The 24,624-nt window shown below is 43.2% G+C and carries 26 protein-coding genes and 1 pseudogene; 19 read left to right on the forward strand and 8 right to left on the reverse strand.

The features are described from left to right. The 9 genes from HP568_RS25570 to mleBRB all read left to right on the forward strand — a co-directional run. Positions 1-798 (forward strand): TraB/GumN family protein (locus HP568_RS25570; protein WP_173630571.1); only part of this gene is annotated, 798 nt, incomplete at its 5' end. A gap of 142 nt (positions 799-940) precedes the next feature. Continuing rightward, positions 941-1,444: a tellurite resistance TerB family protein gene (locus HP568_RS25575; protein WP_048031763.1), complete on the forward strand. Its 504-nt coding sequence runs from the start codon at positions 941-943 to the stop codon at positions 1,442-1,444. 183 nt (positions 1,445-1,627) lie between these two features. Beyond that, positions 1,628-2,347: a lipoprotein BA_5634 family protein gene (locus HP568_RS25580; RefSeq protein WP_048031764.1), complete on the forward strand. Its 720-nt coding sequence runs from the start codon at positions 1,628-1,630 to the stop codon at positions 2,345-2,347. A 26-nt stretch (positions 2,348-2,373) separates the two neighbouring features. After that, positions 2,374-3,060: an ABC transporter ATP-binding protein gene (locus tag HP568_RS25585; RefSeq protein WP_173630572.1), complete on the forward strand. Its 687-nt coding sequence runs from the start codon at positions 2,374-2,376 to the stop codon at positions 3,058-3,060. A gap of 24 nt (positions 3,061-3,084) precedes the next feature. Beyond that, the gene (locus tag HP568_RS25590; RefSeq protein WP_173630597.1) at positions 3,085-5,067 is read left to right on the forward strand and encodes an ABC transporter permease; all 1,983 of its coding nucleotides are present in this window, start codon (positions 3,085-3,087) and stop codon (positions 5,065-5,067) included. A 140-nt stretch (positions 5,068-5,207) separates the two neighbouring features. Next, positions 5,208-5,906 (forward strand): response regulator transcription factor, encoded by a 699-nt coding sequence (locus HP568_RS25595; protein WP_173630573.1) that lies wholly within the window; start codon positions 5,208-5,210, stop codon positions 5,904-5,906. A gap of 4 nt (positions 5,907-5,910) precedes the next feature. Then, on the forward strand, positions 5,911-7,146 hold the full coding sequence (locus HP568_RS25600; protein WP_173630574.1) for a HAMP domain-containing sensor histidine kinase: 1,236 nt from the start codon (positions 5,911-5,913) through the stop codon (positions 7,144-7,146). Between the two features lie 173 nt (positions 7,147-7,319). Continuing rightward, positions 7,320-7,721, forward strand: a complete 402-nt coding sequence (locus HP568_RS25605; RefSeq protein ID WP_048031766.1) for a DoxX family protein — start codon at positions 7,320-7,322, stop codon at positions 7,719-7,721. Between the two features lie 432 nt (positions 7,722-8,153). Then, on the forward strand, positions 8,154-8,999 hold the full coding sequence (gene mleBRB / locus HP568_RS25610) for a BRB family alpha/beta fold macrolide esterase (protein WP_173630575.1): 846 nt from the start codon (positions 8,154-8,156) through the stop codon (positions 8,997-8,999). Positions 9,000-9,149: 150 nt separating this feature from the next. On the opposite strand, the gene HP568_RS25615 is transcribed toward mleBRB, so the two are convergent. Next, positions 9,150-10,202 carry a 2,3-butanediol dehydrogenase gene (locus tag HP568_RS25615; RefSeq protein WP_173630576.1) on the reverse strand — a complete coding sequence of 351 codons (1,053 nt, stop codon included), beginning with the start codon at positions 10,200-10,202 and terminating at the stop codon, positions 9,150-9,152. A gap of 336 nt (positions 10,203-10,538) precedes the next feature. Here HP568_RS25615 and HP568_RS25620 point away from each other — a divergent pair, with 336 nt between their 5' ends. Continuing rightward, positions 10,539-11,570 (forward strand): LacI family DNA-binding transcriptional regulator, encoded by a 1,032-nt coding sequence (locus tag HP568_RS25620; protein ID WP_173630577.1) that lies wholly within the window; start codon positions 10,539-10,541, stop codon positions 11,568-11,570. Between the two features lie 74 nt (positions 11,571-11,644). Here the strand turns inward: HP568_RS25620 and HP568_RS25625 are convergent, their stop codons facing one another. Next, positions 11,645-12,382 (reverse strand): cyclase family protein, encoded by a 738-nt coding sequence (locus HP568_RS25625; protein ID WP_173630578.1) that lies wholly within the window; start codon positions 12,380-12,382, stop codon positions 11,645-11,647. A 267-nt stretch (positions 12,383-12,649) separates the two neighbouring features. Between HP568_RS25625 and HP568_RS25630 the strand changes: the two are divergent. After that, positions 12,650-12,742 (forward strand): annotated as a pseudogene (locus HP568_RS25630) (winged helix-turn-helix domain-containing protein); the annotation flags it as partial. A 259-nt stretch (positions 12,743-13,001) separates the two neighbouring features. Here the strand turns inward: HP568_RS25630 and HP568_RS25635 are convergent. The 5 genes from HP568_RS25635 to HP568_RS25655 all read right to left on the reverse strand — a co-directional run bounded on the left by HP568_RS25635 (position 13,002) and on the right by HP568_RS25655 (position 19,279). Further along, positions 13,002-14,120, reverse strand: coding sequence for a Ger(x)C family spore germination protein (locus tag HP568_RS25635; RefSeq protein ID WP_173630579.1), 1,119 nt, complete (start codon positions 14,118-14,120; stop codon positions 13,002-13,004). Further along, on the reverse strand, positions 14,113-15,192 hold the full coding sequence (locus HP568_RS25640) for a GerAB/ArcD/ProY family transporter (RefSeq protein ID WP_173630580.1): 1,080 nt from the start codon (positions 15,190-15,192) through the stop codon (positions 14,113-14,115). The genes HP568_RS25635 and HP568_RS25640 overlap by 8 nt, the downstream gene beginning before the upstream one ends. A gap of 13 nt (positions 15,193-15,205) precedes the next feature. Beyond that, complete coding sequence (locus HP568_RS25645) at positions 15,206-16,723, reverse strand: spore germination protein (RefSeq protein ID WP_254551512.1); 1,518 nt, start codon at positions 16,721-16,723, stop codon at positions 15,206-15,208. Between the two features lie 403 nt (positions 16,724-17,126). Beyond that, complete coding sequence (locus HP568_RS25650) at positions 17,127-17,630, reverse strand: EVE domain-containing protein (RefSeq protein ID WP_254551514.1); 504 nt, start codon at positions 17,628-17,630, stop codon at positions 17,127-17,129. Between the two features lie 563 nt (positions 17,631-18,193). Beyond that, on the reverse strand, positions 18,194-19,279 hold the full coding sequence (locus HP568_RS25655) for an L-dopachrome tautomerase-related protein (RefSeq protein ID WP_173630600.1): 1,086 nt from the start codon (positions 19,277-19,279) through the stop codon (positions 18,194-18,196). A gap of 281 nt (positions 19,280-19,560) precedes the next feature. Between HP568_RS25655 and HP568_RS30300 the strand changes: the two genes are divergently transcribed. Further along, a complete protein-coding gene (locus HP568_RS30300) occupies positions 19,561-19,812 on the forward strand; it encodes a CBO0543 family protein (RefSeq protein WP_375154945.1) in 252 nt (83 codons plus the stop codon). A 583-nt stretch (positions 19,813-20,395) separates the two neighbouring features. Here the strand turns inward: HP568_RS30300 and HP568_RS25660 are convergent. Next, positions 20,396-20,677 carry a hypothetical protein gene (locus HP568_RS25660; RefSeq protein WP_173630581.1) on the reverse strand — a complete coding sequence of 94 codons (282 nt, stop codon included), beginning with the start codon at positions 20,675-20,677 and terminating at the stop codon, positions 20,396-20,398. A gap of 191 nt (positions 20,678-20,868) precedes the next feature. On the opposite strand from HP568_RS25660, the gene HP568_RS25665 reads away from it, so the two are divergent. The 7 genes from HP568_RS25665 (at position 20,869) to HP568_RS25695 (ending at position 24,562) form a co-directional block, all read left to right on the forward strand. Then, positions 20,869-21,111 carry a spore gernimation protein GerQ gene (locus tag HP568_RS25665; RefSeq protein ID WP_173630582.1) on the forward strand — a complete coding sequence of 81 codons (243 nt, stop codon included), beginning with the start codon at positions 20,869-20,871 and terminating at the stop codon, positions 21,109-21,111. A 12-nt stretch (positions 21,112-21,123) separates the two neighbouring features. Further along, complete coding sequence (locus tag HP568_RS25670) at positions 21,124-21,510, forward strand: spore coat protein (RefSeq protein ID WP_173630583.1); 387 nt, start codon at positions 21,124-21,126, stop codon at positions 21,508-21,510. After that, a complete protein-coding gene (locus tag HP568_RS25675) occupies positions 21,507-22,643 on the forward strand; it encodes a zinc-dependent alcohol dehydrogenase (RefSeq protein WP_173630584.1) in 1,137 nt (378 codons plus the stop codon). Before HP568_RS25670 ends, HP568_RS25675 begins: the two co-directional genes overlap by 4 nt. A gap of 30 nt (positions 22,644-22,673) precedes the next feature. Next, the gene (locus HP568_RS25680; protein ID WP_049738590.1) at positions 22,674-22,874 is read left to right on the forward strand and encodes a hypothetical protein; all 201 of its coding nucleotides are present in this window, start codon (positions 22,674-22,676) and stop codon (positions 22,872-22,874) included. 11 nt (positions 22,875-22,885) lie between these two features. After that, entirely contained in the window at positions 22,886-23,182 is a 297-nt protein-coding gene (locus HP568_RS25685; protein ID WP_173630585.1) for a spore coat protein, read from the forward strand. Between the two features lie 368 nt (positions 23,183-23,550). After that, complete coding sequence (locus HP568_RS25690) at positions 23,551-24,054, forward strand: hypothetical protein (protein ID WP_254551516.1); 504 nt, start codon at positions 23,551-23,553, stop codon at positions 24,052-24,054. A gap of 91 nt (positions 24,055-24,145) precedes the next feature. Beyond that, on the forward strand, positions 24,146-24,562 hold the full coding sequence (locus HP568_RS25695) for a VOC family protein (RefSeq protein ID WP_173630586.1): 417 nt from the start codon (positions 24,146-24,148) through the stop codon (positions 24,560-24,562). Positions 24,563-24,624: the final 62 nt, after the last annotated feature.

Here is a 24,624-nt window from a genome sequence, read left to right on the forward strand (position 1 = left end):
AACACCATGTACTTGCTTGGCTCGATTCACATGGGAATCGCAGATATGTACCCGATGCAAAAAGACATCCGGGAAGCGTATGAAGAGTCGGATGAACTGTGGGTGGAAGCCGATATTATCAACGGTGACAATGACTATCTAACACAAAAGATGGTATATACGGATGGCACCACATTGAAGGACCATGTATCCGCTGAGACGTACCAAAAGGTGCAAACATTACTTGCCAAGCTGCAACTACCAGCCAATTCTTTTGACGCCTACAAGCCGTTTGCTGTTTCGTTGTCTGTGCCAACGCTTGGCTACGTAGACAGTGAAACGGATGTTCAGTTTGCGATGCTATCCGGAATCGACAGATACTTCCTGACGAAGGCGATGCTGGATGAGAAGCCGATCAACGAGCTGGAAGGGATTAAGCTGCAAGCAGACTTGCTGTCCGGTGTCCCGGCAGAACAGCAGGAGAAAGAATTGAACATCATTTTAGATAGCGCTATGGCCGAAAAAGGGCTGGAGGAAAGCGCAAAGCTCTTAAAAGACATGCAGACAGAATGGGTAGAAGGAGATCTGAATGGCTTTACCCAGATCATGACGACGCATGGTGATTTCGGTGAAGGCGAAGTGAATCAGCGTCTGCTCGGTGAGCGAGACAAAAACATGGCTATGAAACTGGCAGAAGTGTTGGAGAAAGAAGGGGAAACGACTTCATTCGTCGTGGTCGGTGCTGCCCACTTCTCGATGAAAGGTATGGTTATCGATCATTTGAAAGCCAAGGGCTATCACGTACAACAATTGCAATAAGAGCTAGAATAGGAAGTGTCGGCGCGCAGGCTGGCACTTCTTTTTTGTTTGCTGAAAAATTGCTTACCCTGACAAGTGTTGCTAACAATATCCAGCGAATAGTAAAATTATACTATCTTGGCATACATAGGAGGTATTTTGCGTGGGCTTGTTTGATATGTTTAAGACAGACAAAGGGGAAGAAATGACCCCTCATTTTGGATTCGCATGTTCCTTGCTCTACATGATGAAATCAGATGGAGAAATGGACCACGAGGAAATCGGTCAATTGCTTGCTGTATTGGGCGGCGAAGAAAGCAACGGCGTGATTGGTGTCGGTGCTAATAACAGACAGTTGCTCGATAACGCAATGAAATATACACGCAATAACTCCATCGAGAAATTCCTGAGCGAAGTAACTCCATTGCTCACAGATGCTCAAAAAATGTGCATCCTGGTTAACCTGATTGATTCCTCTCTGGCAGATGGCCAACCTGAGCGTGAAGAGCAAGAGCTGTTTGGCAAGTTCTTGACTGCATTTGGTATTTCGGAAGATCGTTTCCGTCCATTCTTTGAAGTGATCGTGTTGAAAAATGACCGTGGTGTGTTCGTGAATCAAAACCATCCTAAGAACCAACCAGGTTACAGAGTGACGCTTCCTGTTTAATCTTTTATACGAATGTAAAGAGGCTGTCCCAAAAGTCATGAACAATGACTGAGGGACAGCCTTTTTATTTGATTTCTTACTAAAATGTAAGAGAGAGGGCGAAATCGTTAGATAGGAGTCATTCATTTGCATGAGAGTCTCGTCTATAATCCAGACATAAATCATTTTCAAGGAGATGTTCAGATGAAAAAAATAATAGGTTTCGTGTTGGTTATCGCTCTTTTTGTAGGCATAGGGTTTGGCGTAAAACGATATGTAGAAGGTCCATCGCAACCGGTCAATGGAGTTCTCGTTATCGGCACAGAGAAAGATACGAATAAGGTCAAAGAGTTGTATAAAGATAACACCAAACATACAAGCGACTATAAACTGAAATTGGTTACAACAACAAAAATCACGAAATTGACAGAGCAAGGTCAGAAAGAAACGGGTCAAGAATTTGATAGCCGAGATATTAAGTATTCGGTTGTGAATCGATCTACAGCTGAGCAATTCGTCAAGAAGGGGATTCTCAGAGCCAGACAAGATCCAGACAGCATGTCTATTATTTCAGTCCCTGTTACCAGCATCAAAGAATTATCGAATGGTCAAAATCTGTTTTACTCTATAAGTGATGCAGACATGAAGAATAACCAAATCGATTTGAACGGTCAGATGGTACCTGTAGCGTATGTGAACCATCAAATGTGGATCGGGTATATACCACAAGCGGATCTTGTTATTGTTGACGACAAAACTTACAACCAATTAACTGAAGCAGAGTCAACGCTCTCCTTGATCCAGTTTAGAAATGGCGGCTTCGATTATAAGAATAAAGATAACGTGAACCAGGTCTTACAGGAAATCGGGAACGTTTATGCAGATAGCGCAGACAAAGTAAATTTTGTAGATGTACAAGATTGAGTTTGAGTGATGAGAGGATGAGCTGTATGGAAGTTGTACGGATGGAAAACGTAGTAAAAAGTTATGGGGAAGGCAACAACAGGGTAGATGCGTTAAAAGGGATTGACCTTTCTATTCAGCAAGGAGAGTTTGTCTCAATCGTAGGTGTTTCCGGCTCTGGAAAAAGTACACTGCTGCATATTTTAGGAGGGTTGGATCGGCCAAGTTCAGGGCAAGTATTTATTGGGGACCATAATCTTTATGATTATACAGATGATGAGCTTTCGATATTCAGAAGAAGAAAAGTCGGGTTTATTTTTCAGTTCTTTAATTTGATTCCCGTATTGAATGTCCAGGAAAATATCGCGTTGCCCATGTTATTGGACGACGAACCGATCGATATGACGTATTTGGATGAAATTATTGAAATCCTGGGGCTCCATGAACGAAAAGACCACTTGCCTTCCGAACTATCGGGTGGCCAACAGCAACGAGTTTCCATCGGTAGGGCCTTAATTAATCGGCCGCATTTGATTCTGGCGGATGAACCCACAGGTAATCTGGATACGCGAAATACGAAGGAAGTCATGGAATTATTAAGATTGACTGCAAAAAAATACAATCAAACCATCGTATTGATTACGCACGATCTTACCATTGCATCGGCTTCTGACCGTGTTATTACGATAGAAGACGGTGCGATCATTTCAGATCAACGGCTTGCTGCGAATTAGCCAAAAGACTGGAGGTGAATGATTTTGATCAGTAGTTATAAACAATTAAGCAGCAAGTATTTAAAAGGAAATATAAAACGAACCATTTTGACCTTGGTCGGAATCATACTCTCGGTAGCGTTAATTTCCACGATCGGCCTTTTTATGAAAGGATCACAAATCTCCCAAATTGAGAACATTAAAAAGATAAACGGGCATTCTTTTCATGTCGGTATTTCCAATTACGATAATGCGTTATTAAATAAAATCAAATATAATCCCCAGATTGAATCGTTTGGTTTGATGTCTCAAGGCAACATTGTGCCAGTTGGAGAAGTTTCGGTGCAAATGAATTTCGCCGATCATCGCGCCTTGGAGTTTTTAACGTACAGCCTCGCTGATGGTAAATTACCAACCAATGATCAGGAAGCAGTTGTCGATTCATGGGTGCTTCCTTTTATAAAAAAGGGTCTTCAGATCGGCGACTCATTTGAATTGGATGGCAAAACCTATCAACTGGTTGGTTTGCTGGATAATCGCGCGTTCACTCAGAAGAATAAAGTGGGCCGTTTCTTAACCTATAAACGTGATTTCGCTATTGGCGAAGGCAGGATTTTACTCGAAATAAACGAGAAAGCGGACTTTCAAGAGGTTGTAGAGGAAATAAAATCACTTACGCAAGACGAGAATATTGTGATCAATGACGAATTGATCAAAGTTTTGAAACCGGGATCGAACCAATCGATTTTCGCCATGCTCGTCATCGTCGTCAGTATTGTTGTGATCGCGACGGTTGTTGTGATTTACAATGCTTTTCAAATCAGCGTTGTAGAGCGGATGAAGCAATTCGGCTTGCTCCGAAGCATCGGTGCTACACGAAAGCAAATTAGACAAATTGTGATGAGAGAAGCTGTTGTGATGGCTGTCATCGCCATACCGATTGGGCTAGTATGCAGCATATTAGGGGTTGCTGCTCTTCAATTCATTTTCTCGATCCTTTTAGAAGATAGTGCAGCTGTTTCTTTTTTTCATATCGATTGGCAGATTTTATTCATCAGTTCGATCATTACCCTGACGGCCGTCTTAGGGTCCAGTTATTACCCGGCTTTTTTTGCTGGCAGAATATCCCCTTTGCTGGCAATCAGCAGCAGGTTATCCATTAAGAAAGAGGCGATCAAAAAACATAACAAAAATGTGTTGAAAAAGCCTTTCTCTTTTCCTTTGAGCCTGGCCTTGAAAAATATCAAAAGAAATAAAAATCGTTATACCATTACGATTCTATCAATCATTATATCCAGCGTATTGTTTATTACTTTCTCGTCTTTGATGGATATCGCCTTTGCATCTAAATATGTGAAAAATTTATCCGCTACATCGGATCTGACCATCTATCTGGAACAGGATAAAGAGGATTCTTCCGTAGAAAGACAGCAAATTTTGGAGCGATTGAAGTCGCTTGAAAATATTTCCGAAGTGAAGGAACAGGACGACCGTTTTGAAATCAATTTGAAGGATACGACTCAGTCTTCTGCTACTGTTGCTGACATCAAGCAGACTGTCGGAATCAAACACTCCATTACCATTGCGAATCACATGGATGAGAATAAAGTAAAGAGGGATTCAGAGCTGGTAATAAAAGTGCTGGTCTATAGTTTTATTGCGGTCATTTCTTTGATTGGCAGTCTCAATATCCTCAATACGATTACGATCAGCATTATCATCAGGCGAAAAGAATTGGCTGCGTTAAAATCGATAGGCATGTCGCAAAGGGATTTGAAAAAAATGATCATCTATGAAGCGTTGATTTACGGTTTTTCGGGAAGTTTGCAAGGGATCTTTTTCGGTTGTATACTTTCTTATATTATCTATTTGGCTGTTTCTGGTATCGTGAGGATCGAATGGATGATCCCCTATGAAGCTTGTATCATTACGTTTGTTTCCGCTTTGTTCATCAGTTTTTTAGCAGTTCTGATCCCACTGAGAAAAATTCAAAAAGATAATATTATCGATATTATCAGGGAACAATAATAAAAAACGGTCATGACTGTTTTGCTGACCACAAGCGGTCACACCCACTTTTTATGAAAAGCGTTGAGACGTTTTTCACAGAAAAAGGCCTGGCTATTTGATAGTCGGGCTATTCGGATTGGTCAAAAGGAGGGGACTTCTTGAATAAAATTTTGCTTGTTGAAGATGATGAAGCTCTCGGTCTAGCCATCGAATTTTCATTGAAGAATGAAGGTTATGAGGTGGTCAGAGCCGCTAGCGTAAAAGAAGCGAAACAAGAGTTTGTTCAACATACTTTTGATTTGACTATCCTCGATATTGGCCTTCCAGATGGAAACGGCTATGATTTATGTCTGCATTTCAAAAAACAAAAAGAGTCAGCGGTTATTATTTTTTTAACCGCCCTGGATGAAGAAGCAAATGTGGTAATGGGTCTGGATATTGGTGGGGACGATTATATAACGAAACCTTTTCGAGTCAAGGAACTCATGTCCAGAGTGAAAGTGCAAATGCGCAAACAAAGGCGGTCGGAAACTTCTCCCATGATCTTAGCGTCTGAGAATGTAAAAATCGATACGAACCTAATCAAGGCTTATAAAAATCATGAAAATATTCCATTAACGAATCTAGAATATAAGCTTCTGCTAACTTTCATGATGAACCCTCATAAAGCTCTAAAAAGAGATGAGATCCTCATGAAAGTATCGGAAGGAGAAGATGCTTTTTTTGATGAAAACACGTTATCTGTATACATTAAACGTTTAAGAGACAAAGTTGAAGATAACCCCAAGAATCCACAGTTTATCGTCACCCAAAGGGGATTGGGTTATCGGTGGAATAAGGATGTGAACAGAGAGTAAGATGATGAAGAATACCGAATGGAAAGGGTATATAACGATACTAGCTGTTCTGTTATCTCTATTTACCATTTACCAGTTTATCGCACATCAAATGTTTTATGATGGTTTGAAACGCGATTATATTTCAAGCTGGGGTGAAATTACTGCCAGATTGGTTGAACTAAATCCCGAGAATGAAGCAGAAATTATGAAAGTCATAACGATGCACACTTCTGATTCAGGTGAGTATCAGGAAAAAGGAAGAGAGATATTTAGGCAGTACGGATTATATGAAGATTTGGAAACAGAGCTTTTTCCGCTTTTACATCAACATATTTTCAGCCATAATCAATTTATTATTTGGGGATTGCTTTGTTTCGGATTGATGCTGTTTGGGGCAAGTTATATGCACCATAAGATGGTCTTCCATAAAATTAGACAACTTACTTCCGCAGCCAAAAAAATAATCGATGGGGATTACTCGGTTGTCATCAATGAAAATAAAGAAGGGGATCTCGCCAAACTAGCGGCTTCCTTTCGTTCTATGAAAGATATTATTAGAAAAAGCATGCAGGATCTACTGGAAGAGAAAGAGTTTTTAGGACAAATGCTGCAAGATATCTCCCATCAATTAAAAACGCCTCTTTCCACAATATCCATCTACAATGAAATGATGTTGAATGCAGAGTTGCCCAGGCAGCAGCAAGTTCAACTACTGCAAAACAATGAAGTTCAAATCTCGAGAATGAATGTCTTGATTCAAAATTTGCTAAAGGTAGCGAAAATCGACGCCAGAGCCATATCATTTGATAAAGAACCAGCAAATTTGGTGGAGACCATCGAGGAAGTATTGGATCGTTTGGCGAGCATGATCAGTGATAAACATATGTCGATTGACTGGGATGCTCCGGAGGAAATAATCGTTGTTCACGATAAACTATGGATGCAGGAAGCTTTGTTAAACCTGCTGAAGAATGCGATCGAGCATTCCAAACCCGATAGTAAAATCATGATTCAAGTCAAAGATACGCCGATCTTTACAGAATTGGTGATTCAAGACTTTGGGGAAGGGATTGCAACTGAGGAATTGCCGCATATTTTCGATCGATTTTACAAAGCAAGAGGTTCAAAGAAGCATGACTCGTCAGGGATTGGATTGGCGCTGGTCAAAGCCATTATCGAAGCACATCATGCCTTGATTAAAGTGGAGAGTGAGAAAAGTAGCTATACAAAATTTACAATTACCTTTATAAAATTTTAGGGACAGAAGAAATAAAATGGTTCCTTATGCTTAACGATGACTTCTGAATTTCACCAGGGGTCATCTTTTTTATTGACCTGATGAGGAGATCCTCAAAAGAGCAATACAGAAGAAATGTCGTCTCTTTGATTGTGCTACGATTTGTTTAGGAAAAAATGAAAGGTGGGACACCCATGCGGAGTCAAATTTCAAAAACACGACTGTGGATTGCACGGATTATGAGCGGACTTGTCATTCTTTTTATGCTTTTTGACGGTGTATTCAAACTCATCCAGCCTGCTCCTGTCGTAGAGGGAACCCTCGTACTCGGCTATGCGGAGCATCACATTGGCGTGATTGGAATTCTCGCCCTTGTATCAACAGTATTGTATGCGATACCACGGACAGCAGTTTTGGGTGCACTTCTGTTAACTGGATTTTTCGGTGGGGTCATCGCTACCCAGATCCGTGTAGATGCACCACTCTTTTCTCATACGCTGTTTGCTGTCTACCTTGCGATTTTGATGTGGGGCGGATTGTGGCTGCGGGATGAACGAGTGCGAAAACTGCTTTTCACGGTCAAAGAAGAAAAGTGATATACCGCCAGCAAGGGATACGAACAACCATTGAAACTGCCAATCGTTGACAGATGAAAAAGCATGTGGTAGGATGGGCACAACTTATCAAGAACGGAGGGTTACGTGTGGCAAATTAGTTTTTCGATACTTTATTCGCACAACACAATCGATGTAATAGCGCAAAAAGGCTATGTTGTGTGCATACGAATCGGAAAATGGATTGCCGCTACGGTAACCCAATTGAATCATGGGCAAATGGGAGTGAGGAAGGCAAGCGTGCTGCCCCTTCTGTTTGCATGATCTGTGAAGAGAATGGAATCCATCCTGTACAATCAGATGCTAGTATCTGATGTTCATGGTTTCCGTTTCTTCTTCCTTTTTCGATGACGTAAGCACAGGTAGCCTAGCCTGTGTTTTTTTATTTCCATTCGTTGAGGAGGAAAACATACAATGGCAGAACAGATTTTAAAAGTAAACGGTGTGGAAATATGCGCGGAAAGCTTTGGGAAGCCGACAGATCCGGCGATTTTGCTGATTATGGGAGCCCAGATGTCCATGGTTTGGTGGGAAGAAGAATTTTGTCAGCGAATAGCCGACGCTGGACGCTTTGTTATTCGTTTTGATAATCGGGATGTCGGACGCTCCACGACCTACGAGGTTGGTCAACCGGGTTATACGTTTGAAGATATGGCGGATGACGCTGTTCACGTCCTTGATACATTCGGCGTACAGCAGGCGCACTTCGTTGGTATGTCAATGGGCGGAATGTTGACACAAATGATTGCATTGCGGCATCCTGAAAGAGTTCAAACAATCACATTGCACGCAACGTCCAATTTTGCTCCTGGCCTACCACCAATCGATGAGAAGCTGATGGAGTTTTTCAGCAAGATGGGGGAGATCAATTGGGAGGATGAACAAGAGGTTTTAGCAGCGGCAGTGGCGAGTTCGAAAGTTTTGATCGGCTCCAAGCATCCTTTTGACGAGGCGCGTGTTCGGGCATTGACCCAAATCGATATCGCTAGAAGCAACCATTATGCGAGTAGAAACAATCACGCCTTTGTGACGGCCAGTGAACCGTACTTGTTGCGGACAGGGGAAATCGCTGTACCAGCTCTCGTGATTCACGGTACAGAAGACTTGCTCATCCCTTTCGCGCATGCCTTACATCTTGCAAACACCATTCCGGGAGCAGTCTTGCTCACGTTGGAAGGGACAGGGCATGAGCTTCCACATGGGGATTGGGATGTCGTCATCGAAGCGATTTTGAAACATACGCAAGAAAAGGAAGCGTAATGACACTCCTTCTCTTCGCAGAGTGCAAGGTTAAAAATCGAAGAGGGGAACAAGAAAAAACGGAGCGGAAAACAGGAAGTAACCCTGCTTTCTCTCCGTTTTTTGTAGCGGAATAAGGAAACAGCACGATATTTATGGAATCGTTTTCGCTTATGCTCTCGGGCTAACGAGAATTTTCACCTGGTTTTTCTCTTTCAGCAGGGCTTCAAAACCATGCTCCACGATGTCGTCGAGCTTGATGCGCTGTGTGACCAGCTTGTCTGCTGGGAAAAAGCCTTTTTCCATCAGGCTGATGACAGCAGGGAATACGTCACGGTAGCCGATAATGCCTGTCATATTGCGCTCTTTCATGACGATGTGATTCGGTTTGATCGACGCTTCTCTTTCGAAGATGCTGACGATCATGATTTGTCCAGCGATTTTGGTAGATTCGATGGCTTGCGTGAGGACAGGAGGCACGCCTGTGACTTCAAAGGCGATATCTGCGCCGCCATTTGTCCGGTTGTGAATTTCCTGGACTACGTCGTATTCTTTTGGATCGATGACGATGGCGCCCAGCTCAGCTGCCTTGTTTTTGCGTTCAGGGGACAGCTCCACTGCATAAATCTCAGCCGCACCTGCTGCTTTTAGTGCTTCGATGACCAGCAAGCCGATAGGACCGGCGCCGAATACGACAGCTTTGTCACCAGCTTTCAACTGACTCGAACGAACTGCATAAAGGGCTACGGCAGATGGCTCCACAAGAGCGCCTTGCTCATAAGAGAGACTGTCCGGGATTTTGTGGACCATGTGCTCATCGCAAGCCACGTATTCCGAGAAGCCGCCACCACCGCCGGCCAAACCAAGGAAGCCCATTTTTTCACAAAGATTGTATTTGCCTTGTCTGCACGCAGCGCATGTTCCGCAAGCGAAAACCGGCTCGACAACGACGCGATCACCAACCTTGATAGTGGTTACGCCTTCCCCGATTTCCACTACTTGTCCGGAAAATTCATGTCCCATTACGATCGGGGCTTTTTCGCCTGTAAGCGGATGTTCAGCTCCCTGTGGGATGAAGATCGGGCCAGCAACGTATTCGTGCAAGTCGCTTCCGCAAATACCGCACCACTCGACTCTAATTTTCACTTTACCTTTGGACGCAATCGGTTCCGAAATGTTTTCCAAACGGAGGTCTTTCAAACCGTGCCAACGTAATGCTTTCATATCTGCCATCTCCTCGTTCGATTTGGATTCTATATGAAATTCAGCAAGAAAAATAGGAAACGTTTCCGGAAATAATATGCCATAGGTTTGGTGTCTTGTCAATTTGATTTCCTAGGCAAGGTTTGGGGGTGGTGTGCAATTGGTTGAGGAGAGGATGTTGATTGTAGCTAAGTTGGGAGGATGTATACTTGTTGTGCAACAGGTTCGGAGTTGTCTGCTTTGTTTGGTTCACGCCTCGTTACCATTGGTTTTGTGTATGCTATAATAACGGTAGGAAAACATATATTAGCTTGGAAACATAGAAAACGATTCCGATATGGAAAGGAAAGCAAGGCGTTGGATACAAAAAATAAAGTGACAATAGAAGACGTAGCCAAGAAGGCGGGCGTAGGAATCGCAACAGTATCGAGAGCCATCAATGACAGCGCGGGAATCAGTCCGAAGACGAAAGCGTTGATTTTGCAGGTGATTGACGAGCTGGGCTTTATTCCGAACACTTCTGCGCAAAGTCTAAAGGTGCGCCAAACCTATCAAATCGCGCTGGCTGTTCCTGACATTCGAAACGCAATTATTCCAGATATCGCCTGGTCAGTCGAGCAAGCGGCCAAGCAGCATGGCTACCGTGTCGTACAGATAAATACAGCAGGAAATGCCCGAATGGAGCTTGAGACTGTGCGTGAGGTCAAAAAGCTGCATGTAGACGGGCTGATTATCATGCCACTCGCCTATCCGAAGACGTTGGTCCAGATGATTAACAAAGCGAGTGTCCCCGTTTCGATTATTAACTATGGAAAAAAGCTTGAAGATAGTGTGAAAGCAGATGTGGTCAGCATGGCCCGTCAAGAAGGGCGACTCGTCATGGAGCATCTGATCAAAATTGGCCGTACGCGAATCGCATACGCTGGTGCGCCGAAGGACAAGATCGAGGAGCGGTATTTTGCCTATGAGGCGTCACTTCAGCACGTCGATCCTTCGCTGGTGTATTTTGGTGAGGACTTCTCGTTTGAGACGGGCCTTCGTGCTGCCGATTACTTTTTTAGCCTGAAAAACATGCCGGATGCTATCTATGCGGTCAATGACATGGTGGCAATCGGGATCGTGAATCGGTTCAAGGAGCTCGGCGTCCGCGTACCAGAAGATGTCGCGGTCGTGGGAATTGACAACAATGTGTGGACGACGATTACGACTCCGCAGATCAGCTCTGTTTCGATCATGGGGGAAGAGGTGGCACGGCTGGCGACTGAGCTTTTGCTGAAACGGATTCGTGAGCAGGGGGCAGGAGCGTACGAACGCGTACAGTTCGAGCCCCGGCTGATTGTAAGGGAGTCCAGTGTGGCGGTTATCCGTAAATCGTCATTGGATACGTAGGGCATTTTCAGCTGAAAAGCCGAGTGAAAGACAGGTGATCGGTGATGATACCTGGCGTTTCCTCGGCTTTTGATTTAAGGCAATATGGCAAACGAACGAACCGGAAACCCGGAGGCTTTTTCGGGCTTCGGTGTAATGTTTACTATGACAGCGCCTTTTGCTGGTAGCTTATCGAGATTTTTGAGCAGCTCTACTTGATAGGTGTCTTGATCGAGGACGAAATACTCACCCAAGAGCGCTCCGTTTTTTCGGTAATCGATCGTCGCATCCGTATCGAAGGTTTCGTGACCAATTGCTTTGATTTGTCTTTCCGCGAACAAAAATTGTAAAGCCTCCAATGACCAGCCAGGAGCGTGGTTGTTGCCATCTGCATCCTTATTGTTGAAGGCCTCCACATCTGGCCAGCGCTTGCTCCAATCTGTACGCAAGGCGACGAAGGAGCCGCTCTCGATTTGACCATGCTCGTTTTCAAAATGCAAAATGTCTTCCACGGAAAGCGAATAGTCGTTGTTGGCTTCGGCTTCTTTTGATTTGTCGATGACGACGAGCGGCAATACGAGTTCTTTTAGCTCGATCTCGTCCAAGTAACGCTTGTTGCGTACGAAGTGAATCGGTGCATCCAAGTGCGTACCGTACTGTCCAGGAAAAGAGAAGCGCTGGGCGAAGAAGCCGTCGTCATGTGTGAACAGTGTTTGGAATTCGGCGGCGTCAAAGGCGTGGAAGTGCGGAGATTCCGGACCGAATGTGTGCGTGAGATCGACCCATTCTTTTTGTTTTAACAGGGTAATTGCTTGAATCAAATCGTTTGCCATGTGCCCACCTCGCTACTATTTTTAGAATTTCCGCGCTTATAAAACCGAGTTTATCCAATACTTTATCGCTTCTAATTCCGAGTGTCAATATCGGAAATAATATGGATGAATGGTTTAACAAAAAATAGCAATCGAGAAGAAGCGTTCGAGCATGATTCTGCTATGCTTTAAAGGAGAAGAATGAGTATCATCCAAACAAAACGCGAAGGAGAAATTCCCATGACAAAAGAGCTTTGGATCAAGTTGCCCGTCAAGGACCTCGAAAAGTCCAAACTCAGGGAGAAGATTGAGGATAACCCAAGAAAGCCAGTTTATCTTATTACGATCAGGGGGTTAGGCTACCGTTTTGAAAAAAAATGAGAGCATCCCCGACAAGCGGCCGATGCCCCGAGTCGTTTCCTTTATTGCTTTAAGAGCATGAAACCCTGCATGACCACAATCGATGATAATGCTTCTAAAGTCGTTCATTTCCTTAGCCCCTTTACGTTTTAAACATGTAACAATGTAAGGCGCTGATTTGTGACATCGGAAAACGATCGAATAAATTTGTATGAGCCCTTATTATCAGCCGTTCTTTCATGCCTGGTGGACATCTTTCAAAAAGAAGACGTCCTTTTTCTTATTTTAACTTGCCGAAATCACGGATTTTCACCTCAATATCGTGCACCACTTCCAAGTTTGAATATACTTCATGCCATTTCATCGCTTTCCACTCTTCGTACGTCGAATGATTTCGTACAGCTGTTCCAATACCAAATCCATCTGCTTGCACTTGCTGCATGTATGCAGTGATATCGTGAGCAGTTTTTTTGATGTATTGGGCAATGGCTTTCTCTAAACTCCTCTTCTGATTATCATCACTTAACTCTAGGCTTCCATCGTACTCTAAGACAGAACCTATGATAGCAATTTTCATGATGATTTTATACTTTGTAGGACGATTTGTTTTGATTACATCAATTTTACGTTTATTAATTAATGAGCTAAGCAAAACGATTTCTTTCTTCTTCGTTTTTTCATTCGTAACCTCCATGCTTATTTCTCCACGACGAAAATCACCTCGTAAGAAAGAGAAGATGACCCCATTTTTCTGTTCTATTTTACCTACGTATTTGTGTTCGTTGAAAAGTGCCACTCCACTTATCATTACATGGTCTTTTGCATCACGTATCAAAGGTGCAACAGGGTCAATTCCATCGTCGTAGAAATCTCTGCTCCAAGTGTATATCGTAGCTTCTGGTACGGATTGAACTTGCGCTTCTTTTTCAATAAGTCTATCAATGTATCTCCCTGTAACCTTGTGTTGTGGATAGTTCTTGTGCAAAATTTCATAGGGACTTCCATCAACAATGGTAATTTTTACGTTTGGACCGATAGCAGGGTCACGAACAAGCGTATCGATGTAATTGAGCAATCCCTTTTTTGCTATGTCGATGCCAAACAGAGCATTTCGAATTTGACCACTAACGAGTTGTTTATCTGTTTGTTGGGCTAGTTTTATTCTTGCTTCTTTATTTCCTTTTGAGATTGCTGTAAGGACTTGTCTTTTCTCGGTTTTCTGATGTTCCAAATTAGGAATACTCAACATGATTCGTCTCATACCTGGTTCTGTTACTTTCTCAGGTAGGTCGTACCCAACCGTGTGTATGAAGCCAAGGTCTTCAATTGTTCTTTGGTCATCGCATCCTGCGAGGAAACACACGATAATGAATAGGATGCGGCAATTGGACCTAAGCATTGTCGTGTTTCCTCCCTCTGATAAGTAAGATGAGTAAAAGCATAATGGGTAAACTGAATGCAATCCCAATCTCTATTTTAGAAAGAAATGAAGACACTTTCTTTAAATCACTTATCGCATCGAATTGTATGGAATAAAAAAAGGTAGCAGCGACCAGGACAAAGCCGATAACATTCGTTTTGATTTTGGGAAGCATTCTTTTCACCGTTTCCACCGATGCCCAGTAATACATGACGGAAGTGGATGTAGCCAAGAAGAGAAAGAAACCAAACAAGAGGTTTTCGATTCTTTCAACGAAAGGCAATCGTATGTAAGCCAGAAGGTCAAGGAGTGGATATAGCATGTTTCGTAATTGCTCATACCCGAAGAATCCGAAAGCAATAATACTGACCGATAAGTAAACAATCGTGGATAAAAGGTTTCCGGTTAAAACCGATTTAGTGAACTTACTCTTTTGGTTTATGTAGGGAAATAGAAATAAAGAAAGTTCATATCCCAGAAAAGAAAAGTATGCATGATATCCACCTTCAAGAAAATGGGTATCTCCTTTAAACAGGAATGGGGTAAAACGTGAAAATTTGAATTCTTTAACGACGAATACCTCCAATAGTACCAACCACACAGAAAGAAAGAAGAAGGCTGTAGAAGTTTTTCCGATGACGTAGATTCCTTTTACTAATATGAGAACGACAAATGCATCAATGATGAATTTGAAAATATAGGTAGGCACTGTCGGAAAAGACATCATTTGTAGAATCAACACGTACTCTTGAAGGATTAAACACGAAAATATGGACCAGACAGCAATGAAACCTATGTATAGCGGCACTAATAGAAACTTAGGAATTGCGGATTCAAGAATAGTAAAGACTGACTCCCCATTTCCCTTGCGATAAACCAAGTGAATGAGGAAGATATTGATACTGGTTATCGCCAATATAATAAACAAAGCAACCCAACCATTGGTACCGAAGTACGTTGCCAATACACCAGGAAGACTAAATATCCCGACTCCTTGTTGGGTCATATAGATGAGGATGGTAATATGAAATCTACTCAGTTTTTCTTTCACATGTAACCCATCCTTATCGTCTCATTTTCTGCTTAGTATCATTAGGTGTTTTGGTTTGAGAGGGTCTAAGCTTGATTGCCCGAAAAGGTGCTCGTATGAATACATCGCGCCAATCCCCAAGATTCATAGGGGCAATAGGCGTTACATAAGACGTTCCTAAGTTTGTGATTCCGCACATGTGAATGACCACGAGACCAATACCGAATATAATCCCAAAGTTCCCCAGTAAACCAGCCATAATAATAAGCCCAAAACGTATTAATCGAATGGAAGCGCTCATGATGTAACTGGGAATCACGAAGGAAGCAATTGCCGAAGATGCGACGGAAATAATAAGAATGTTACTGGTCAATCCGGCTTGTACAGCAGCTTGACCAATGACAATACCTCCAACGATACCGATTGTTTGACCAACTTTTGTAGGCAATCTCGCTCCTGCTTCGCGTAAGAGTTCGATGGTCACTTCCATGAGCAAAGCTTCGAAAATAGGCGGGAAGGGAACACGACCCCTTGATTCAACTAGGGTACGCAATAGAGTTTCCGGAATCATTTCGTAGTGAAAGGTGGTTACAGAAACGTACAAAGCTGTAAACCCAACTGTAATGACAAAGGCAGTAAATCGCAGCAGACGCAAAGCTGTTCCCAAGAGCCACCGTTGGTAGTAATCATCCGGCGATGAAAAGAACTCAAAAAACGCAGTTGGTGCAGAAAAGGCAGTAGGACTTCCTTCAACGATACCAATAACCCTTCCTGATACCAATTTCGAGGCAATTACATCAGGTCTTTCCGACGTTAAAAATTGTGGAAAAATAGAATACGGGCATTCATCGATGAATTGAACCAACATATTTGTGTCCTGAATAGAATCGATTTCGATGTCCTGAATTCTACTCACAACTTCTTCTACGTACGCCATATTTACAATGTCCTTGATGTATAGCAGGTAGACACTTGTTTTCGTTATTTCTCCTACTTCAAACTTCATCACTTTAAGGTGTGAACTTCGAATTCGCCTTCGGATTAATGCGAGGTTTGTGCCATAGGACTCTACAAAAGCTTCGTGAGGTCCGGTTATAACTGCTTCGGTTTGTGATTCTTCCACATTTCTTGTGGCGGGTCCGTAGGCTGCTACAACATAAGTACCATTGGGTGTAAAAACAGCGACACTTCCATTTAAAATCCCCAAAATTACATCTTTCGTATTTTGAGTCTCAACAAACTGAGACCACGATAGTAAATTCTGTAACTCATCCAATTGAATATTAAGGAGAGGTTGAATGACATCGTTACGCAGTTCATTTTTGCTTACTAAATGCCCAAAATAGACAATATCTGTTTGAATTTCGGGAAATCTTCTATGAGTTAAATCAGCACAATCAGCTAATTCGTGAAGCGTATGCTGTAAGGTCGCTACATGTGTATCATTGTCCATTTCCAGATGAGTAGTTGGTTCAATATCCATTTCTATCTCGCTAGAGGTTAGGGATTTGAAAAATTTCTTAAACATCGACATGAATCCCACGCCTTCCATTTTCCATGAATAGGAGTTAGTATGATGGTAAACCCTTTTTTTATTCATTGTACGGAAAGTCTCTGACAACGAAAAAAGACGCAGCTCCAACCCCAATTTCGGCTATTGCCCAAATATGAATGACTGCTCCGTTTATTCCCTTTACTAACCCCTTATTCTTCACCGACTGTGATCGGCTCCCACGGTGCCAATGGTTGCAGTGCAATACTCTGTCAATCTGCCTTGAAAAAAACACCGTCCCCCTTATTGCAGTCGTAAATCCATTTGCATGTTATCTTTATTAATCCCTCTCAGTTCCATTTCATGTTCAAACGTAGCATTGCTCTCTTCATGTTTGACTGATATTGTGATTATTCCATTGAACTATCGATCCCTGTTAGTTTTATGCTGACTAAGGTTTCACTTAATGATGTAACTTCAAAATATGTTGAATGTTAGCCGTATCGCCTAGCATTGCTCCAGCAATCGTCCGAAAATCTTCAAACCCGATCTCAAAATGTCCAAAGCGGAAGTTATAACCCCAATTTCGATTCCCGCGTGTAAAGGTAAGCTGTTCCATTAGGGCGGTAATCTTTACTTCGCGACACGGGAGATAGCGGATATTCCGACGATATGGCATAAAGGATTCGGACATCGGATATTCGTAAACTCTGTCATCCGCAACAAGACCAATGGCGGTAAATGCTTGAAGCGCCTCTCCTCTCGACAAGTCCGTTCGTGGAGAGTAGTATATCAACCAATCATTTGATGACATCCGCCGTAATGGTGTCGACTTGCCATGGCAGAGCTGTGCGAATCCACCCTGCACCCCCATTTTTACGTGAGAAGCAGATACAACTCCAATCCAGTAGCGGCTTTGCTGGTGTTTTAGATTGATCGTCATCGTTCCTGTCCCTTCTTTCTCCATGATTCATGGGTTACATGTTTAAAAATTTTGAAACAGTCCATTTGCAGAATATGATGACGAAAGAGCATTTCGATAAGCAAAAAAACTCTCTAATAATCATCTGGTGTAACGATATAAAAACGCTACTGACACCATCTTGTCAGTAGCGTTTTACATTTTTCAGCTTCATTTATGTTAATCTATCGTACCCGTTAGTTTAATTGTGACCGAATAATGTAAGGCTCATAGAGCATTGATTTACTTCTTTTATCGATATGAGTGCCACCACTACATCCACTTATAAGAAAACACAGTATTAGGAAAACAAAAGAAATACATCTCATTACATCACTCCATCTAATAACATTAACGCAAGAAGTTGCAATATGTTACGTTATACTGCCCGTTAGCGTAACAAAGCTGCCGATCATGATCGCGGCAGCTTTGTCGTGGTGTGTTTTTGGTTATCGATCCCGTTAGCTGAACAAGCTGCCGAGGGGCAGCCTCCAAATTCTTAATAACCATAAAGTCATAAAATACATTTTCTATGCAAATAAAGTCAACATTGTAAAGTGAAATTTTTATTAAAAGGTAGGAGCAGGTGGTTCGTCTATTTTCATACGGAGTAAACTATAAGGCTTCTGCCGCAGGTCATTTCCATAATGAAATCTTGCCTGCCGATGTAATTGGTTCACGATGAAATATAAGTATTGATCTGGACCAATAGAAAAAGTATCCGGCCATAAAATTCTCGGATCATGTGCGATGGTTTCCATTATTCCATTTGACAATATCTTTCGAATACTATTGTTTTCATAATCTCCAGCATAAACGTTTCCGTTTGCATCGGTGATCATTCCATCTGAAGCACCTTTTTCTCCCCAATACTTCACGTGATACTGTAAATTCATATCCGGTATCGTTCGGTCTCTTAGGGCTTCCGTTGAAATCGAGTACAGATGACGACTGGAGAGAGGACAGAAATACAACATCTTGCCGTCCGGGGAAATCGCTATACCATCGGATGCCAATCTAAAGGGTGAAGTAGATCCGTCTTTGTTTCGATTCATCAAGATTTTACCTTCAACTTTCGGTAAGAGAAAGAGATCGGGCGAAGTTGAATTTGCCCCGTTTAACCGTCTCCAAGCATAACCCGTTTCTAAATCAACGACAATAATGGCTCCTGGTCCTCGGGATGACGAATCCGTTATATAAGCATAACCTGCTTTACCAACACGAAAATCAAATCGGACATCATTCAGATAAGTAGTTGGCAGGACAACATCTTCCGCAAATGTATATACACTTCTTATTGTATTTGAAATTAAATCTACAGCGACTAACTTCGCCCCCCCTTTGATAGGTTCTGAGAAATTAGGAGCTCCTGTATCCAGTACCCAAAGCGTTCCATTTCCATCAGCAACGACACTTTGGACACTAACGAAGGACGTTGTGATATTCGATGGGCTTACCACATTAGCGTCTAAACTAGGATAAGGCTGTAATGTATCGTGTACGATTTCAGCCACCGTAAATTTAACGTCGTCTCCCCATTTTGGAAAGCAAATGAAAATACGTCCGGTTTCAGAAACAGTAACGCCTGTAGGCATGGCTCCGTAAAATAAAAAAACCGCCTCAAACTTACCGAAATACTTTTCACTCGGTAACATCACTTGTATAAAATCCTCCTCAATAGGTTCGAACTGCTATTACCTATATATGACTGAATGTGGTTCAAGTGCCTGAATAATAAAATATTTTTACGGGAACCCCGCAAGTTCGTGTCTATGCATAGGATCCTCCTTCCTTGTACACGCTATGGCCATGGACATGGAACGAAATTTATTGCTGCTATTCTGGTTTGTGTGCGTGACCTCCATCTATTTCCTTGTTCCAAAAGTGAAAGCTCATGAATGTGATGTGCTTTCTTGCGTGTCAGGCTGTGGTATGAATGGTAGAACTATTGCTCGTTCAATTTGATTTGGTGGCCCACCCGTTGCGTGAATTTCCCAAAGCTTCGGATTTGAATATCACGTTCAAAGTGGTGTGGTCGCCTATTGCGAGCAGTCTTTATTACATCTACAGACCTCGTGAGAATAATTTGACGAAGTGTTTTTACTTTGCCGCCTGGATTTCACTGCTCACCTTAATTGACGGGTTGCTAGCCGCAAATACTGGGCCACGATTTTTCTCACATTCCTGATGACTCGAGTGTTCTGTGTGATCTACTTCGGAACCATGACACGAGTGGAAGCGGCAAAACAAAAGAACGCAGCCAGTACGACACGTTCTTAAATATGGGGATCCCCGAAGACGTCTCCCAGCTTGCGCTGCTGCGCACCTGCTGTCGCCGCGCTGTAGTGCTGAAGAACGTCATCATTTTAACGACCAACCCGTAATAATTAGGAAGCAGAAGAAAGAGGGAGGCCCCTTAAGGGGCCTCCCTTTCGCTTGTCGTGATTCGCTGCGCTGGTCCGGCAAATCAAGCGCGTTCGCCGACGTGCAAAAATGTCTCATTGAAAGGGGGCAATTCCGTAGTCAGCTTATATCCACTTAAATATTGTGGTCTTCAACATTAAGAGGTTATTGACGGTGACTCTCCGTATCTATGGCAAATACGTTCCTTCGAGCGTCAACGCAGCATTTGCCCATGCGGAGATTGTCGGCTAAATTCGGAAAACATCATATGCATCTCCTACATACGACCATACCTCGACATTAGTGAGCTTGACTCCACTTGTATCCGAAAAAGAAGGAGAATCTCTGCCACTACCAAAGCTACTGATTTATTGTTGGTCCGGCAGACGTAATGCGTTTGCTGAAGTTTGCGCTTGATCTAAAAATTCCTCTGCTTGGGTCAATTGCTGCCGGGCTGTCTCCAATGCTTGTGAATTTGTTGCCGCATTAGATTCACTTATCGAGCTGATCGCCTGATTTAAAGCCGTTTGCGCCTCAGAAACAGCGTTAGATGCATGCTGCTCCAGCATATTGCCGCTCGAGTTAAGTGTACCTTCTGCCGGTTTTCTTGCATTTTCGGTGGCTAGATCGATTTTGTTTTTATTGGGCAAGGTGAGTCCTCCTTCCTTGAGCAAAGATCAATAACTTAAACAGAAATAAGTATGCGGTTGAGATTTTGTTTATATTCTTACGACTACACGGGAAATATCTGGACCCCAAATCTCCGGCAATCATTTTTAGTATAAGATCCGATGAGTCGGAGAATCTAAGGTTGATGAAGAAAGGGGGGAATAATTTTTCAATGAATACGCCAACGCTAGCGCTGCACGAATCAATGGAACTGCATGAAGCGTTAAACTTTAAAACGCTCTGCCTGGCTAAGTCAAAACTTATGCAAGGCTTGGTCTTTGACCAAGAGCTAAAAGCGTTAATGCAGAAAGACGTATTTCAATCCACACAACAGATCGCCGAGCTGCAAGCAATCTACGCGAGAGCTCCTTTCCAAGGGCCTGTTCCGAATAGCCCCACACCTATAACACATTAAAGGGGAACGCAAATGAATACTGATTATCTAGACCCGATTAATTCATTAAATATGCCGGAAATGGCAGATATGACTTTTGCAATGGACTTCCTTCTTCGTGCCAAGGAGGGTGTGCGAAATTTGTCCATCGCCTTGACGGAAACAGCTTCTCCGGATGTAAGAGCTCTGCTGCGCAATCATCTTATGCAGGGGATTGCGATGCACCAAGAAATCACGGAGCTTATGATTCGCAAAAAATGGTTCCATCCTTACGAGATGAACGAACAGTACCAACTCGACCAGCTTTCGGCGAAAAATACGGTGATGATCGGGCAGATGAATTTGTTCCCGGAAGATACGTCGCGTAAAGGGATGTTTGATCGTACCCCAGATGAACATATTGGAGGACATAATGCATGAAGGCGGTAACTTACCAAGGGATTAAAAATGTTGTGGTCAAAGAGGTACCGGATCCGAAGATTGAGAAACCGGACGATATGATCGTAAAGATCACCAGTACCGCCATTTGTGGTTCTGACCTTCACCTTATTCACGGGATGATCCCTAACCTTCAGGAGAATTATGTCATCGGACATGAACCGATGGGGATCGTAGAAGAAATAGGCCCCGGCGTTACAAAGGTAAAGAAAGGTGACCGTGTGATCATCCCGTTCAACATCGCATGCGGAGATTGCTTTTTTTGCAAAAATCAGCTGGAAAGCCAATGTGACAAGTCAAACGAACACGGGGATATGGGGGCATATTTCGGCTACTCCGGAACGACCGGCGGATACCCTGGTGGGCAAGCCGAGTACTTACGAGTCCCGTTCGCAAATTTTACCCACTTCAAGATTCCCGAAAACTGCGAACAACCGGATGAAAAGCTAAGTTTGATCGCCGATGCAATGACGACGGCATTCTGGAGCGTAGATAACGCGGGCGTAAAGAATGGAGATACGGTCATCGTGCTCGGCTGCGGTCCGGTCGGACTTCTAGCCCAGAAATTCTGCTGGCTGAAGGGAGCAAAGCGGGTCATCGCCGTTGACTATGTCGATTACCGCTTGCAGCATGCGAAGCGAACGAACAATGTGGAAATCGTAAACTTCGAGCATGATAAGAATATCGGCAACAATCTCAAGGAAATGACCAAAGGCGGCGCCGATGTCGTAATTGATGCGGTAGGAATGGACGGTAAGATGAGCGATCTCGAATTTCTAGCCAGCGGTTTGAAACTGCAAGGCGGCACCATGAGCGCATTTATCATTGCGTCTCAGGCTGTCCGCAAAGGCGGGACCATCCAAGTCACTGGGGTATACGGCGGACGCTATAACGGATTCCCGTTGGGCGACATCATGCAGCGCAACGTGAATATCCGTTCCGGACAAGCCCCGGTCATTCATTATATGCCGTATATGTACGAGTTGGTTACGTCGGGGAAAGTGGACCCTGGAGACATTGTTACGCACGTCATTCCGCTCAGCGAGGCCAAGCGCGGCTATGAAGTGTTCGATACGAAAACGGACGATTGCATCAAAGTCCTCTTAAAGCCTTAAATATAGATAAATAAATGGGAGGAAAATCAAATGAATTCCAATTACGCCTTGCATGAGATGCTGGAGGTTCATGAGATGGCTGCGTTCAAGACTGTTTGCATGACCAAATCCAAAACCATGCAAGCTCTGGTAACCGACCCGGAGCTCTTACAAATTTTGCAGCAAGACGTGCAATTATCTCAGCAGCAGCTTCAGGAGCTCGGTGGAGTGCTATCTAAAATGACCCTATAGGAGATAAAACAATGAACACAATATTAGAACACATGACAGGGCTTCAAACGCTGACTGACGACGTGATCGCAATGGATTTTTTGATGAACGCCAAGAGCGGAGTCAGAAACTACGCCATGGCCGTAACCGAATGTGCCACCCCCGAAATCAAGCAAGTTTTGATGAAACAGCTCGACGAAGCTATAGACTCCCATGAAAAGATAACAAACTACATGATGCAGCGGAGCCTATACCATCCCTACCATATTCCGGAGCAAATTCAGCTCGATCTGAAAAATATTCAGACCGCTATGAACATTCCGTCCTGACACGGTATTCGTCTCGACAAAACGCGCAAAACCTCCATGGTTTTAGGCGCGTTTTTGATTTTAGCCGAAAACTTTAGAGAATAAAATGTTCCCCGTGTCAAGAATCCAACAATACAATAAGGGCCGACACGCTTCGCACTTATTTTGGCTTCGTCACAAACAACTTGAACAAGCGTTCCCTCGTTTGTCTTGCTTCTGATTGTCATCGCCACGCACTCTGTGGATCTTTGCTCTCACGTCTTTTATATGGTGTTCTTTTTACCAAATATCATTTCTAAACATTCTAGAAATATGCCAATAATTAAAACTTAAAACAACTGTTTTTTCGACACTATGTTGTAATAAGCGGTTTGTTCTTATGTACGATTATGATTGCTCTTTTGGGGACAGACCTGCTGATGAACAACTATTTTGATAAAACGCCTGATTTGACCCAAGTGGACGGCAGTAAAATATACCAATACCCTTTTGAAAAGATGGATAGTCGGTTGTTAGATGAATACGTCGGATGGTTTGAGATCGTGGATGAATCGGGGACAGTCATCTATGTAAAAGGCAACAAGGAAGACAATATCATGACATATAGCGCTGGAATGCTGTACGCTAAAGTGGACATACAGCGAAACGATGATTTAATTTTCTACCATGTCTATCAAGTGCAAGGGCCAGAGGGTGAGAACTATGTTCTGTTATGGAAAATTCCTCAGCGGTTGGAAAATCTATCATTGGCACTTGGAATCTTTATAGCGTTGTTTGCCGTTCTGTTGTTCATCGCCCTTTATTTCTATACCCGGTACACCGTCTTGCAGATGAAGAAGCCTCTCCGGCAAATTGTAGAGGGCATTAAAGAAATGGAAGGCTTCAAAAAATAGCAATCGAGAAGAAGCGTTCGAGCATGATTCTGCTATGCTTTAAAGGAGAAGAATGAGTATCATCCAAACAAAAAGCGAAGGAGAAATTCCCATGACAAAAGAGCTTTGGATCAATTTGCCCGTCAAGGACCTCGAAAAGTCCAAATCATTTTTTGCCGCACTCGGATTCTCTTTTCATGCTCGCCATGAGAATAGCAAAGAGATGGCGGGCTTGGTGATTGGTGAGAAAAACATGCTCATTATGCTGTTTCCAGAGGCTACCTTCCAAACCTTTACGCAAAATGAGCTGGCAGATACGAAGCGCGGAACGGAAGTGTTGTTTTCGATCGATGCCGAGAGCAGAGAAGAAGTGGATGAATTGGTGAATCAGGTGAAAGAGGCTGGGGGCACTGTTTTCAGTGAGCCACGGGAACATGGTCCAGGGATGTACGGGGCGGGCTTCGCTGATTTGGATGGTCATCGGTGGAATGTGTTGTATATGGATATGAGTAAAGTAGATGGAGTATAGAGGTAATTGCTGAGAAAGGAGCCTTCCGAACGGGAGGGCTCCTTTTTCAAAATGAGAGTTTG

Origin of the sequence: Brevibacillus sp. MS2.2, from assembly GCF_013284345.1 — a bacterium.
GTDB classification, from domain to species: domain Bacteria; phylum Bacillota; class Bacilli; order Brevibacillales; family Brevibacillaceae; genus Brevibacillus; species Brevibacillus brevis_C.